Here is a 13,601-nt window from a genome sequence, read left to right on the forward strand (position 1 = left end):
TAGATTTGTTGTAAGAACTCAATTTTTGAAGCGGGAAAGGCAAGGAATGGCACTCAAAACAGAAACTCTTCGATCTTTCTGTGTTGGTATGCACTGAGTGAACTATGATCTGATAAGTGCAGTTTAGACATCACTGTCTTACCGTATTTATGAAACGAGACATTTGGCGGTCATTGACCATGGAGGATGCTTGATGAACACGTCACTAACCCGAATCACGCTCACTTGTTTATTACTACAGACCATAAGTGCCCCTGCATTGGCGGTCGTGACGCCGAATCCGCCTCAGTTGCAGGCAAAAGGCTATGTGTTAATGGACTTTCAGTCCGGTGCCATTATTGCTGAGCAAAACGCGCGTGCCGGATTAGCCCCTGCCAGTTTGACTAAGTTGATGACTGCTTACGTAGTGGGGCAAGAAATCAAATCTGGGCGGCTCCAATGGGACGATAAAGTGACGGTGAGTGAGAACGCGTGGTCAGCCAAATTCCCAGACTCCTCAAAAATGTTTATCCAACCTAAAGATGAAATCACCGTCGCCAACCTAATGCGTGGTGTGATTATTCAATCTGGTAATGATGCTTGTGTGGCGCTCGCCGAACATGTTGCCGGTAGTGAAGGGGCGTTTGTCGCCTTAATGAACGGTTGGGCAGATAAGCTCAGCTTGAACGATACCTACTTCGTTAACTCGCATGGTCTGGATAGCGAGGGCATTCAAACTTCTCCTAATGATATGGCGACGCTGATGCAATCCATCATCAATGACGTTCCTGAGGTTTACGCGCTCTATAGTGAGAAGGTATTTAAGTGGAATAAGATCACCCAATACAACCGCAATAAACTGTTGTGGGACAAATCGATGGATGTCGATGGCGGCAAAACGGGCTACACCAGCAATGCAGGGTACAGTTTGGTCAGTTCTGCTAAGCAAGGAAAGATGCGATTGATCTCGGTAGTGATGGGGACACCAAGCAAGCAGTCACGCATTAGCCAGTCTAAGAACCTACTCAGCTATGGCTTCCGCTTCTATGACACTAAACAAGTGGCAAAACAGGGGGAAGTTCAGGCGAGTGCAAAAGTGTGGAAAGGCGATGTCAGTGAGATTGATTTGGGTTTTGCCCAAGATGCGTACCTTACGCTGCCTCGCTCTTTAACCGCTGGTTTAGACAAGAGCGTGGTCGTGAATGAGCCGCTGATTGCACCCATTGCAAAAGGGGATGTGGTTGGCAAAGTCGTGTGGAAGAGTGACGATAAAACCGTGGCGAGCTATCCGTTGGTGAGTAACCAAGCAGTGGAAGAGGGCTCGTGGATTGGGAAGTTATGGGACAGTTTAGTGCTGTGGGTTAAGTCGCTGTTTAACTAGCGCAAGGGCGAGTTTCGCAATAGTGATTTCAGAATTTCAGACAAAGAAAAGCAGCTCGAATGTGAGCTGCTTTTTGCTTTCGCGTTTATTGTGGTTTAAGTGATTATTCAGACAAGGTGATGATTGGTAAGTCATCCCAAATCTTGCTCTCATCCGAAGCGCCGCCAGAGAAGTTCCAAGGACCTTTGTCTTGTTCCAGTGGACGGTAAGTGGCAGACAATCCATCCAAGTCCCAAGTTGTCACATAGAATCGAATGCCATCCAGTGAATCAGGTCGACCTAGTGCGTCACTCGCGAAGTCCATCGAAATGGTGTTGTTGGCTTTGTCTACCGTGACCATTGGTGCTGGCGTTACTGCTTCGCCCCATGTTGTCGCGTTTGCGCCTTGGGTGTTGTAAATCGAGCTTTGCCAGCCGAAGACCACTGCATTGCGACTCCATGTTCCGCTTGGCATAGAAGCGTTGATCTTAGGCAGTTCCGTTAGGTTGGTTGCTGCTTCTTCCGGTAAATCAATGAAGATGGTGAAGCCAACGTGGTCAAAGCCATTTGGCGGCAACCAAGTATCGGTGATCTTGTCCATAGTGAAGGTCAAGCGCACGTTACTGCCGACGGTAAACACCTCGGCTTTGTTGATTGCGAGTTGGCTGTTGTCTTTGTCGAACGTTGGATCCGTTGGTAGGGAGTAGTTACCGTTAGGACCGCCCATACCATCTTGTGCATCACCTGCGTCATCAATCGTGTCGTCTGGCGTGTTCGACCAGCTTAAGTCCGACACAAAGTTCACATCTTCAATGCCCGCTTTTTTCTCAGTGGAGTAAATCGCGAAGCGGTGTTGCTGTTCGCCAATCGCAAAGTGACGGGTAGATAAAGTCACGCTAAATTGACCGTCAGCGCCTACGGTGATGGCTTGTGCTGTTTCTAGATTACCGTCCACGACAAGGTTCAATTTCTCGTTTGCGTTAGCAGTACCAGTAATCACGATGTCATCAGTGATGGTTTGTCCTTCCCAATCTTGCGCCAGTTGGATGTTGAGGTCTGGTGTATCCACCGATTGGGTGTCGTTAGTTTTTGAGTAAATCACGGCAGATTTGGCTGGTAGCTCAAGGGTTACGTGACCGTTTTCATCGGCGATTAACTGCTCCGGAGCGTCTGCCCAGTTCGACATGATTTGTTGTTGGAAGACGGTGCCGCCCGCTTGCTCTACATCGAGTTGGTTCATCAACATCGGGGAATTCGATGTGTTCATTACCACCAAGACTTCGTCGTTATCCAACGTTCGGGTAAAGGCGAACACACCGGCGCCAGCTTTATCGCTGCCAATGACTTTCATTTCTCCGCGTGTCATGACTTTGTTTTCGGTACGTAACTTAGCAAGCTCTTGGATGAACAAGTACATCTCGCTGTTTTGGTCGAATGAATCTACGTAGTCGCCGTCTTCACGGTAACCGCCAGCAAACATTGCATCGCGCGCCGCTGACATTGCCTGTTCAGTACCTTGGTAAATCACAGGGATGCCCGGTACCGCCATCATGGTAATCAGCGCTTGTTTCATATCGTTGACGCTGCCTTGCGATAGAAAACGCGGCATATCGTGGTTATCAATGAAGTTCGGCATGATGTATGGATTCGGGAACATCTCCATCATTTTCTCAAGACGGAAGCGTAAGTAATCGGTCGGTTGTCCTGCTGCAAACACGCGCGTCATGGTAGCTTGCAATGGGAAGTTCAGCACCGAGGTTAACTGTTCCGGTGAGCCGCTTTCGCCGATGTAAGTCAGCATCTTCTCTTCGCCTTCGGTGTTGTAGGGCGTAGATGTTTCGAAGACTTCACCAAAGGTCAGGAAGTTATCGCGACCGGTATCAACGGCTTGAGTCATCACACCATCGTCAGCATGCAGGAAGTCGTTCCAGAAATCGTGCTCAACAAACTTCACGGTATCGATACGGAACCCGTCAACGCCCACTTCGCGGATCCATTTACGGTAGCTCTCTTTTAGATAAGCGCGTACTTCAGGATCGGACGTATTCAGGTCATCCAGATCCGACAGTTGCCAGGTTTTTTCTTGGACGGGATCGTTGTGGTCGGTGATGCTTGGTGTCCAGTGGTAAATGCCAGTACCGTCTTCTTTACACTCATTCATGTTGAGCGGATAAGGCAGTTCTTGCCCTGCTGGCAGCGCATTTTCAATCAAGCGAAAACCTTGGCAAGGAAGGCTAGGATCGTAATTGTATGGGTCATCGTAAGTGAAGAAGTTACCAACGTGGTTGGTCACGATGTCTTGAATCAAGAACATATTACGAGCATGTACTTCTCGTGCTAACGCTTGGTAGCTTTCCATGTCACCAAAGTGCTCATCCACTTTTTTGAAGTCACGCGCCCAGTAGCCGTGGTAGCCGCCGTAGTTTTGTTCTGCGTCCCACCACTGGTTTGCCACTGGCGGCGTAATCCAGATAGAGGTTGCGCCTAGGTCTTCGATGTAACCCAGTTTGTCACTGACACCAACCAGGTCACCACCACTGAATTTCTTGTCTGAGGTAGGATCGTACTCATTCTGACCTTGATCGTTAAGCGTGTTGTCGCCGTCGTTAAAACGGTCGATCATCAAGAAGTAAATGATCTGGTCTTGCCAATCAGGAGATGCCACGTGGCTTCCTGTGTCGGTTGGCGTAGTTTCATCGCTACCACAGCCAGAAAGAGCTAGGGCGATCGCTAGAGGGAGTATTTTTATTTTATTCATAGGGTTAGGTAAGGTTTCAAACACGGTTTTTGTCTCCGTTATGCAGCAATGCGGAAACGATAAATCAAAGGTTTGAAATTGAGAGTGTCATTTCGCGCCAAAAGAGGCGTGAAATGATGTCACGAAGAGCTGAATTTGAACTGTGCTACATATTTAACTGAGTGGTTGCACAATTGGGTATTGAATCGGGTAATGGTCTTTGGCTAACTCATTACCAGAATGATCATAGAGTCGGAATCGACACTGTTTAGCCGTTTGGGTGAGGGGCAGCTGCAGTACCCAGCATGCGTAATCTTCTGCGTTTTGAGTCAGGCTCATTACGTGCGGAGCTAGCGCGTCACCCACGTAGCAATCGATCTTCGCCACGTCTTTTAATCGACACGCGAGTTCCACAAACAAGGTGTACTGAATGCCGAGTTGGATAAGTTGTCTTGTCGGGACAATGTATTCCGTTGCGCCAATCAAAAGCCCTTTAGAAACCACATAATCGCGCTGGTGGTTGTTATCAATGTAGCGTTCACCATCGACTTCATAACACAATCTAAACGTCAGTGGATGAGCAACAGGAAGCTCTGTTGTTGCCCATAGTTCGGTGCCATTATTCAAAAAGCGCTCGAAGAAGGCTGGGTAGCGACGCCACGTGCCATCACGGTCTCGACACTCAACGGAGACCACTTTTTCAAACGCAATGTTATCCACTTCCATCCAGATTTTACCGACGGGTTGGTCAATGTCGTTATCGGCTAAAGTATTGGCTTTGGCGTAGTATAAGCGGATGGGTTGGTTATTGAGATGAGTACGATTATCCAAACACTGCTGGCGATATTGCATTGGCGAAAACGGGTACCAACGGCGAAAGGTTCTGTGGAAGTTGGAAGGCTCTTCATAACCCAACTGATAAGCGATTTGCTGCGTTGTGAGTTGAGTATCTGCGAGTAGGGCTAATGCGTGCTTTTTCTTGGCGAAGTCGACGCATTGCGAATAGCTCATTTGTTTTTCTTGCAGGCGACGTTGCAAGGTGCGCTTGGACACGCCCAGTTGCAGCGCGGCTTGTTCTAGTTTCAGTGCGTAATTGCTGTTTTTGACGAACAGAGCATTAAGCACGCTCAATAATTCTGGCTGTTCAATTGGTTGGTGAGAAAGCAGCAAATAAACATGTTTTACCAAGTCGAACACGACCGAGTTCTGCTTCGGGTTGATGTTTTCTTCTAGCTCGAATTGAGTAGAGTAAAGGTCTTGGTTGTAAAACTGAATGCGTACAGATTTATTCAAACCTAGCTGTTCCAATTGCATCAGCAGCAAGTCATAAACCGATTCTGCCCAGCTTGGCATTTCGGTAGCTCTGCACTCTAGCCGCATCTGAATCTGGTTATCACTGTGTTCGAAAACAATGTACAAGCGACGGTCGAATAGCGAAACACTTTTGCTCCACCACAGCAAACCTTCACGTAGCGTCGGTGCCTCTTGCAACATCATACATTGCAAGGCAACCAGCTTTTCAATGTGCCAATATTCGCCAGCAATTCTTAGGTGATTATGCCCAAGTTTTTTGCAGAGAAAGGGCGTGATGATGTTGTCTTGAGGCAGCATGAAAGTGGTTCGGTAACAGAGCAAAGGCGACATTATTGCTTAAACCAGGTGTTGCTTCAGTGAGAGTGCTCAAAGCTTGTTACATCGGCGATTTTCAAATTTATTTTGAAGATGTTTTTAACTGAAATCGGTTTTTCCCTGTAACTCATAAGGTTAAAGTGATAACCAGCATAAACTACTCGACTGGAGAACCCGATGGACATCGTTCAAGCTGCTAAATCCCGCTACTCAACCAAAGTCTTTGACCCAACTCGTAAGCTGCCGCAAGAAAAGATCGACGCAGTCAAAGAGCTGATTCGTTTTAGTCCATCGAGCGTGAACTCTCAGCCGTGGCACTTCATTCTGGCAAGCACAGAAGAGGGCAAGCAACGTATAGCAAAAGCAGCACAAGAGAACTACGCGTTCAACGCTGCGAAGATCTTGAATGCGTCACACGTGTTGGTGTTCTGTGCCAAAACGGGCATCGATAACGACTACATCGAAGCGCTATTGGCGCAGGAAGAAAAAGACGGTCGATTCCCAACCGAAGAGGCAAGAGCAGCGGTACGTGGCGGTCGTAGTTACTTTGTAAACATGCACCGTTTTGACCTAAAAGATGCTAATCATTGGATGGAGAAACAGGTTTACCTCAACGTGGGTACATTGTTGCTGGGTGCTTCAACGCTAGAAATTGATGCGGTGCCAATCGAGGGTTTTGACCCGAAAGTGTTGGATGAAGAATTTGGTCTACGTGAAAAAGGCTACACTGGTGTTGTGATTGTGCCGCTTGGCTACCACGCGGAAGATGACTTCAATGCTAAGACGCCTAAGTCACGCTGGGAAGCAGAAACTGTATTTACTGAGATTTGATCAAGATGATTCATTTAGTTGCAGAAATTAAAGCCTACCCAGATAGTATCGACAACGTAACCAACTTACTTTCTGGTCTACTAGAACCTTCACGTGAAGAAGAGGGTTGTTGCCAATACGAACTGTATTTGGATCAAAAGATCGAAGGCTTGTTTATGTTCCAAGAAATTTGGGCATCGCAAGAAGCGTTAGATAAGCACTTACAAAGCCCACATATCGCGCAGTTTATCTCGACGCTAGAAGATAACGATTGGGTTGAATACTCTCAGATTCGCCCAATGACGTTTGTCGGCTAAGCTTCCGAGCAGAATGTTGCCAGCACTTTCTTACGTTGCTGGCAGCATTTTTCATGAATGAATTCACGGAAGGTGCGAATGGTTGGCGTCAGCAAACGACGATCGGCGCACACCATGTATAGCGGGACCGGACCACAATCCCACTCAGGTAATACTCTTACTAATCTTCCCTCAATCAAATCTTGGCTGATGTCCATCAGTGATTTGTTGGCGATGCCTTTGCCTTTGATTGCTAAGCGATGGGATAAGTCACTGTCGTTGCTAAGTAGCTTGCCACTCACGACAACCTGTTCAGTTTCGTCTCCGCGAGTCAGCGTCCATTTGTTGTAAACCGAATCCGCCACCATGTAACACAAACAGTTGTGTTGGTTGAGATCTTCCGGTTTGGTCAGCACAGGATTATTTGCAACGTATTCTGGAGATGCGCACAGGATTCGCTCATTTGCGCCACACAATGCCAATACGACGAGATTAGAGTCAGCAGGTTCGCCGTAACGAATCGTGATATCGACGGGCTTGGTGTACATATCGGTTAAGCTGTCAGACAGCTCTAACTTGATAGAGACGTTTGGGTAAACATCAATAAACTCATCAACCCAATCAAGCAGCATGTTGCGACCAAAATCAGATGGCGCAGTGATGTGCAGCTGACCTGATAACTCGCCACGCGCGCTTGAGATCTGATCTAACCCCTCTTGCAGTGTTGCGAGCGCTTGAGTGGTTTTGTCTAGGAACAGCTCACCTTCCGAGGTTAAGCGAAGGCTGCGAGTGGAACGTACAAACAGAGGAAAGCCAATTTGTCCCTCAAGACGTTTGATCGATGCACTGATGGCTGCTGGTGTCATGTCCATGCTGTTGGCGGCTTTCGAAAAACTGCCTTGGCGTGCGGTTTCGACAAAGATATTCAGATCGTTGAGGGCTTTCATAATGAAAAGGGCTTTTAAGAAGTTTGGGCTACTATAGGGGAGAGTCGCAGGGCAATTCAAGGTTAAAACATTAGGTTGCACGGCGAGTTTGAGTTAGATTAGCGCGCAACTTCACTTTACCGGATCAATAGCATGAGCCAACTGCAGCCGAATAACCCACTTCACGGGTTGAGTTTAGAAAAAATCCTTACCCGTTTAGTTGAGCACTTTGGGTGGAACGGAATGCATGAGCGAGTTCGTGTGAACTGCTTTAAGAAAGATCCTTCAATCAAATCGTCGCTGAAGTTCCTGCGTAAAACGCAGTGGGCAAGAGATAAAGTGGAAGCGCTGTACATCGAGACGTTCTGCTAAGCGGATTTGGTGCACGTCTAAAAGAGAGATTCCGGATGGCTCGCTTAGGCTCGTCCGGAATGACGTCTGAGCTTGTATTGTAGGGTGAACACCCAAGCGAGAACCATCATTCTGAACAGCGAGGAACAAGCGTGATTCAGAATCTACTCTCAGAATATATTGAGTTTATTCATTGCTTTATGGTCTGCAGCAAGCGGTAAGTAGATTCTTAGTCTCGCCTTGGCTCGCTAGAATGACGCAACTTTTTACCGTGTAGGCTGGAAGGACACAGCTTTTCTTATCGCATAGGCTGGAAGAGCTCCTCTGCGTCATTCCCGATAGCGACGAAGGAGCGCAGTCGGGGATCTCTGTTGTGATGTTTAAAGCGAGATTCCAGATGGCTCGCTTAATCCCGTCCGGAATGACGCCGGAGCTCGTATTGTAGGGCAGAGCACCCAAGTGAGAACCGTCATTCTGAACAGCGAGGGACGAGCGTGATTCAGAATCTACTCTCAGAATATATTGAGTTTATTCATTGCTTTATGGTCTACAGCAAGCGGTAAGTAGATTCTTAGTCTCGCCTTGGCTCGCTAGAATGACACAACTTTTCTCATCGCATAGTCTGGAAGAGTTCCTCCGCGTCATTCCCGATAGCGACGAAGGATCGCAGTCGGGGAGCTCTGTTGTGATGTTTAAAGCGAGATTCCAGATGGCTCGCTTAATCCCGTCCGAAATGACGTCTGAGCTCGTATTGAAGGCTGAGCACCCAAGTGAGAACCGTCATTCTGAACAGCGAGGAACGAGCGTGATTCAGAATCTACTCTCAGATTATATTGAGTTTATTCATTGCGTTATGGTTTGCAGCAAGCGGTAAGTAGATTCTTAGTCTCGCCTTGGCTCGCTAGAATGACACAGCTTTTCTTATCGCATAGGCTGGAAGAGCTCCTCTGCGTCATTCCCGATAGCGACGAAGGAGCGCAGTCGGGGATCTCTGTTGTGATGTTTAAAGCGAGATTCCAGATGGCTCGCTTAATCCCGTCCGGAATGACGCCGGAGCTCGTATTGTAGGGCAGAGCACCCAAGTGAGAACCGTCATTCTGAACAGCGAGGGACGAGCGTGATTCAGAATCTACTCTCAGAATATATTGAGTTTATTCATTGCTTTATGGTCTACAGCAAGCGGTAAGTAGATTCTTAGTCTCGCCTTGGCTCGCTAGAATGACGCAACTTTTAACCGTGTAGGCTGGAAGGACACAGCTTTTCTCATCGCATAGGCTGGAATAGTTCCTCTGCGTCATTCCCGATAGCGACGAAGGAGCATAGTCGGGAATCTCTGTTGTGATGTTTAAAGCGAGATTCCAGATGGCTCGCTTAGGCTCGTCCGGAATGACGTCTGAGCTTGTATTGTAAGGTGAACACCCAAGCGAGAACCGTCATTCTGAACAGCGAGGAACGAGCGTGATTCAGAATCTACTCTCAGATTATATTGAGGTAATTCATCGCTCTATGGTTTGCAGCAAGCGGTAAGTAGATTCTTAGTCTCGCCTTGGCTCGCTAGAATGACGCAACTTTTTACCGTGTAGGCTGGAAGGACACAGCTTTTCTCATCGCATAGGCTGGAATAGTTCCTCTGCGTCATTCCCGATAGCGACGAAGGAGCGCAGTAGGGAATCTCGATTCTAATCTCTCGCTTCTTGCCTCTTTTCTTACTCCAAATGATGCGTACTGCCCACGGTGCCTTCCAAGTCTAAAATCGACTGGCGAACGTGGTCTGGAATCGCAGCTTTCACGTTGTTCTTAAAATCAAACATCACACCAGTAGCGGTCGCGATGGTCGCAATCTTGCCCCACTTCTTACTCAGCACTTGGTATTCCATCGTGATGCGATCTTCTTGCATGTCGATTACGCGTGAGCCAATCAAAAGCGTATCTGGAAACGTAACGGGTAGCTTATAGCGGCATTGGGTTTCACTTAGAACCGGACCGATGTGAGACGTCTGCAGATCTACCAACAGATTAATCTTGTTGAAGTAGTCCAAACGCGCAGTTTCGAAGTAACGAAAATACACCGCATTATTGACGTGTTGCAGGGCATCCATCTCTCCCCAAGCGACTTTGATTTCCGTAATCACTGGGAATTCTTTTAATAACGTATCCATTACTCATGTTCCTTTTTCATCGACGTTGCCGCAATTTGCTAAGCGACTTATCACTTTGAGTATTTATTCTAGATGGAACTGATTAAGATGTAATAAAATTGTATGTAGAATGTGAAATGAATTGGATGCTTATTTTTGTAAACTAAAAACTTTACATAGTCAGTGGTGAGGCGTAGGTTTAAGTAAGCGTAACCAAAAGGAGATGTCCAATGACAGAACTGAAAGGTTTCAATCTTGCCAAAGTAGAAAAACGAATCGACTGGACAGGTGAGCTGTTCAGTTTACGAGTTTCCGGTGCGCCTCTCTCCTTCAAAGCCGGACAATTTACCAAACTCGCCTTGCTCGACGAACAGGGCAATCCCATTAGCCGTGCATACTCGGTGGTGAATGCGCCCAGTGAACAGTTCGAGTGGCTCGAATTCTTAGTCGTCGCGAACCCTGAAGGGCAACTGACGCCAAGGCTGCAACAGCTTCAAACTGGCGATAGCATTTATGTTGGTGAAACGGCTCATGGCGATCTTATCCACGATACCATTCCCAAACACGCAAACGATCTATGGCTGCTTTCAACGGGGACAGGCATTGGTCCATTTCTCTCTTTGTTAGACGACATTAATCTACTCCCACACAGCGATCACATTGTGCTGGTGCATGGTGTGCGTTACGAAAGAGATTTAGTTTACAAATACCTGATTGAGCAGCTCCAACAGCGATATGAAGGTCGTCTGCGTTATGTGCCGATTGTCAGTCGTGAGAGTATTCCGGGTAAGCTTCAAGGTCGCATTCCAGAGTTGATTGCGTCGGGAGAGCTTGTTAATCGTGCTGACTTGCCGTTTTCTAAACAAAGCAGTTTTGTGATGATGTGTGGTAACCCAGAGATGATCAAAGATACCTCTCCAGTACTGCAAGGTTTAGGCTTAGAGAAGTATCGTGCCCGAACGGGTGGTAATATCATTTACGAGAGATATTGGTAAGGTTTGATTGATATTTGGCTATCTCAGTTCTGAGAGAGGGTCACAAATATGGCTTCTCACAATTGAGCGCCTTACAACCCATCCCTAGAATGCATCAGCTTGCATTTCAGGGGGAAGTATGTGGTGCTCAATTGCCGATAGAAGGCGAAGATTTATTGGTGGTTTCATCGATCTGATGATCGTGACTGGTTTAGTGCTTACAATCGCTTTGACCATCAATTCTGTTGTAAATGGCTTCGAACTTTCTTTGAGTGAAAACCTTCAATTAGTTAAGGACACAAAAGCAAGCTACGTGCTAACCATTCCTATGTTGATGATGGCGAATTGGAATTTTCTCCGTGAGGGACAAACTGTTGGGATGCGTTTGGTTAGGATCAAAGTGGTGATGAAGAACGGTCACGACACGACGAAAGTGACCACGTCTTTACGATTGTGTATGAGCTATTTGATTGAAATGCTTATCCCGTTTACACCATTGGTCAACCTTGCTCTATTTTTATTTCACCCTGAGCGTCGTTTGTTACACGATTTGCTTTCAGGTACCAAAGTGGTGAATTGCTAACTCAACTGCTGATTTGACGTTGAATGATCAGTTTCATGCAGAGTTGCGATCGAATCGTCTTTCCATATCTCTCTTCCTACGACTACACTTACTTCAAACATAAATTCAATCGCTTAGGACTCAAGGATGATGAACAAAGCTGGTTGGACAGTGTGCCTCGCTACTCTCATTTCTTCCGGCGTCGTTGCTGGAGAATGGGAGATTGAAGCGGGGGGATTTTTCTCTCGCACTGACACCAAACTTAACGCCTACGACCCTTACCTCGACCAAATACGTACCATTGATTTCGAATCTGATCTCGATTTGAAAGAGTTTACCGTGCTGCCTTATGTTGAAGTGGAGTATTACTTCAATAAAAAACATAGCGTGTATCTTGATTGGCGTAGTTTGCACCGTGAGGCAACCCGCACAGCGGTAACCAAACCTTTTGAAATTACCGTTGATGGCACCACTTATGCGGTTCAAGCTGGCTCTAAACTGACCACAGAACTGAACATTGATATTGCACGCCTAGGCTACGGTTACCAGTTTTACACCAGCGATAAATGGGCGGTGGATGTATTAGCGGGGCTGCACGTGATGTGGCTGTCATTAGGTTTAGATGGCAAGCTTGGCGCAAAAGTGAGTGGGGTGGATGAAATTCCAGTAATGTTTGTTGATGATGCGGTTTTAAATGATGTTACTGCCCCTTTGCCTGATTTGGGGATTCGAGCAGAGTATTCACTGACGCAAGACTGGATTTTAAAAAGCCACGCACAGGTGTTCTATTTAGCTGTGGATGATATAGAAGGCTATTTGTTTGAAGTGGACATTGGCGCTAAGTACTTCTTTACCGACCAATTCAGCATTACGGGTTCATTTAACTATTACGAAGTAGGGGTTGATTACGAAAGCGACAATTCTGCGCTCGATGTTACCTACCGATTCTATGGTCCAATGCTGACCATGGCGTACAAATTCTGAATTAAAAAAGCCACACAGGAGTGTGGCTTTTTGTATTGAATATTTCGTCTACCAGACAACGAGCTATTGCTTGTTGATGTAGTCTTTAAAGCGCGCTTGTGTCTCAGCGTCTGCTTTTTGGTACCAGAAGTGCAGCATTTCTTCAGCCGTTGAATCTGCTTTCATTGTCGCAGGCTTAGTTTGCTTCATGTCTGATGGAATTGCTGCTGGAAGCGTTACAGGCTGAACGACCGCTGCAGTTGCAACGCCGATTGCCGCTACACCGCCTGCTTTATTGTAGTCTTCCACTTCGCGAACGTAGTCACGACCAATTTGCATACCTGGTTTGATTAGCTTGTCTTGCTCTACCGCAATTGCATTGCCTGAAGCATCAACCAGTTTCCAATCTAGGTCTTTGATTCTTTCTTCTGCTTGGCGAAGATCACGGTATTCAGGAAGCTGGAACGCTAGCTCAGCATCGGTTGCGTCGAAACGAGCTACGATAACGTCACTCTCAACACTTAGGCGATCATTGCCTTGGCTGAAGTAAGGTGCGTAGCGGAAAACAACTTGGTTTACACCGTCAGGCAGAGTGAATGATCTTTCAGAAGCAAAAAAGCCACCAGATAGTTTTACTTTTTCACCGTTAGCCGCATAGATTGAAACGTCGTCAGGAACGGTTACCGTCACATCCGCGAATGCCATGCCACTCATTGCCAAAGCAAGCGCGCAAGTTAAAGGCTTGATCAATTTCATTGTTTTTATCCTAAGCACTGTCATTAGTGGTCATCGAGATTGCATTGTTCATTGTCTGATTGCAACTCTCGAATGTTAGAAGATTGAAAATTTAACAAGAACGTTATTTTAATCTGATTC

At 46.8% G+C, this 13,601-nt stretch carries 12 protein-coding genes; 7 read left to right on the forward strand and 5 right to left on the reverse strand.

Translation table 11 applies throughout. The annotated features are described in order from the left end of the window. The first annotated feature begins 193 nt into the window (after nucleotides 1–193). Nucleotides 194–1,360: a D-alanyl-D-alanine carboxypeptidase family protein gene (locus QMY49_RS20455; protein ID WP_005436203.1), complete on the forward strand. Its 1,167-nt coding sequence runs from the start codon at nucleotides 194–196 to the stop codon at nucleotides 1,358–1,360. A gap of 103 nt (nucleotides 1,361–1,463) precedes the next feature. On the opposite strand, the gene QMY49_RS20460 is transcribed toward QMY49_RS20455, so the two are convergent. Beyond that, on the reverse strand, nucleotides 1,464–4,121 hold the full coding sequence (locus QMY49_RS20460) for an alpha-amylase family glycosyl hydrolase (RefSeq protein ID WP_283316465.1): 2,658 nt from the start codon (nucleotides 4,119–4,121) through the stop codon (nucleotides 1,464–1,466). A gap of 129 nt (nucleotides 4,122–4,250) precedes the next feature. Continuing rightward, entirely contained in the window at nucleotides 4,251–5,687 is a 1,437-nt protein-coding gene (locus tag QMY49_RS20465) for a helix-turn-helix domain-containing protein (RefSeq protein ID WP_283316763.1), read from the reverse strand. Nucleotides 5,688–5,882: 195 nt separating this feature from the next. Here QMY49_RS20465 and nfsB point away from each other — a divergent pair, with 195 nt between their 5' ends. Beyond that, entirely contained in the window at nucleotides 5,883–6,536 is a 654-nt protein-coding gene (nfsB, locus tag QMY49_RS20470) for an oxygen-insensitive NAD(P)H nitroreductase (protein ID WP_020195370.1), read from the forward strand. A 5-nt stretch (nucleotides 6,537–6,541) separates the two neighbouring features. Further along, nucleotides 6,542–6,832: a putative quinol monooxygenase gene (locus QMY49_RS20475; RefSeq protein WP_005436210.1), complete on the forward strand. Its 291-nt coding sequence runs from the start codon at nucleotides 6,542–6,544 to the stop codon at nucleotides 6,830–6,832. On the opposite strand, the gene QMY49_RS20480 is transcribed toward QMY49_RS20475, so the two are convergent. After that, nucleotides 6,829–7,758 (reverse strand): LysR family transcriptional regulator, encoded by a 930-nt coding sequence (locus QMY49_RS20480; RefSeq protein WP_283316469.1) that lies wholly within the window; start codon nucleotides 7,756–7,758, stop codon nucleotides 6,829–6,831. The two genes, QMY49_RS20475 and QMY49_RS20480, sit on opposite strands and share 4 nt — an antisense overlap. 132 nt (nucleotides 7,759–7,890) lie before the next feature. Here QMY49_RS20480 and QMY49_RS20485 point away from each other — a divergent pair, with 132 nt between their 5' ends. Then, nucleotides 7,891–8,109: a VF530 family protein gene (locus QMY49_RS20485; protein ID WP_283316471.1), complete on the forward strand. Its 219-nt coding sequence runs from the start codon at nucleotides 7,891–7,893 to the stop codon at nucleotides 8,107–8,109. A 1,685-nt stretch (nucleotides 8,110–9,794) separates the two neighbouring features. Here the strand turns inward: QMY49_RS20485 and QMY49_RS20490 are convergent. Beyond that, complete coding sequence (locus tag QMY49_RS20490) at nucleotides 9,795–10,247, reverse strand: acyl-CoA thioesterase (protein WP_005453229.1); 453 nt, start codon at nucleotides 10,245–10,247, stop codon at nucleotides 9,795–9,797. A gap of 209 nt (nucleotides 10,248–10,456) precedes the next feature. Here QMY49_RS20490 and QMY49_RS20495 point away from each other — a divergent pair, with 209 nt between their 5' ends. The 3 genes from QMY49_RS20495 to QMY49_RS20505 all read left to right on the forward strand — a co-directional run bounded on the left by QMY49_RS20495 (nucleotide 10,457) and on the right by QMY49_RS20505 (nucleotide 12,746). Next, complete coding sequence (locus QMY49_RS20495; RefSeq protein WP_009697988.1) at nucleotides 10,457–11,221, forward strand: ferredoxin--NADP reductase; 765 nt, start codon at nucleotides 10,457–10,459, stop codon at nucleotides 11,219–11,221. A gap of 118 nt (nucleotides 11,222–11,339) precedes the next feature. Then, a complete protein-coding gene (locus tag QMY49_RS20500) occupies nucleotides 11,340–11,783 on the forward strand; it encodes an RDD family protein (RefSeq protein WP_009697987.1) in 444 nt (147 codons plus the stop codon). A 126-nt stretch (nucleotides 11,784–11,909) separates the two neighbouring features. Continuing rightward, nucleotides 11,910–12,746, forward strand: a complete 837-nt coding sequence (locus QMY49_RS20505; RefSeq protein WP_017189669.1) for an outer membrane beta-barrel protein — start codon at nucleotides 11,910–11,912, stop codon at nucleotides 12,744–12,746. Between the two features lie 63 nt (nucleotides 12,747–12,809). On the opposite strand, the gene QMY49_RS20510 is transcribed toward QMY49_RS20505, so the two are convergent. Next, nucleotides 12,810–13,481, reverse strand: coding sequence for a DUF2057 domain-containing protein (locus tag QMY49_RS20510; protein ID WP_005453222.1), 672 nt, complete (start codon nucleotides 13,479–13,481; stop codon nucleotides 12,810–12,812). Between the last annotated feature and the right edge of the window lie 120 nt (nucleotides 13,482–13,601).

This window comes from Vibrio harveyi (assembly GCF_030060435.1).
GTDB classification, from domain to species: Bacteria; Pseudomonadota; Gammaproteobacteria; order Enterobacterales; family Vibrionaceae; genus Vibrio; species Vibrio harveyi.

Bases quoted from the DNA above. Each gene is read 5' to 3' on its own strand.
- QMY49_RS20510 (WP_005453222.1), bottom strand. From the start codon at position 13,481: ATGAAATTGATCAAGCCTTTAACTTGCGCGCTTGCTTTGGCAATGAGT.
- QMY49_RS20490 (WP_005453229.1), bottom strand. From the start codon at position 10,247: ATGGATACGTTATTAAAAGAATTCCCAGTGATTACGGAAATCAAAGTC.
- nfsB (WP_020195370.1), top strand. From the start codon at position 5,883: ATGGACATCGTTCAAGCTGCTAAATCCCGCTACTCAACCAAAGTCTTT.
- QMY49_RS20485 (WP_283316471.1), top strand. From the start codon at position 7,891: ATGAGCCAACTGCAGCCGAATAACCCACTTCACGGGTTGAGTTTAGAA.
- QMY49_RS20455 (WP_005436203.1), top strand. From the start codon at position 194: ATGAACACGTCACTAACCCGAATCACGCTCACTTGTTTATTACTACAG.
- QMY49_RS20495 (WP_009697988.1), top strand. From the start codon at position 10,457: ATGACAGAACTGAAAGGTTTCAATCTTGCCAAAGTAGAAAAACGAATC.
- QMY49_RS20480 (WP_283316469.1), bottom strand. From the start codon at position 7,758: ATGAAAGCCCTCAACGATCTGAATATCTTTGTCGAAACCGCACGCCAA.
- QMY49_RS20475 (WP_005436210.1), top strand. From the start codon at position 6,542: ATGATTCATTTAGTTGCAGAAATTAAAGCCTACCCAGATAGTATCGAC.
- QMY49_RS20465 (WP_283316763.1), bottom strand. From the start codon at position 5,687: ATGCTGCCTCAAGACAACATCATCACGCCCTTTCTCTGCAAAAAACTT.
- QMY49_RS20500 (WP_009697987.1), top strand. From the start codon at position 11,340: ATGTGGTGCTCAATTGCCGATAGAAGGCGAAGATTTATTGGTGGTTTC.
- QMY49_RS20505 (WP_017189669.1), top strand. From the start codon at position 11,910: ATGATGAACAAAGCTGGTTGGACAGTGTGCCTCGCTACTCTCATTTCT.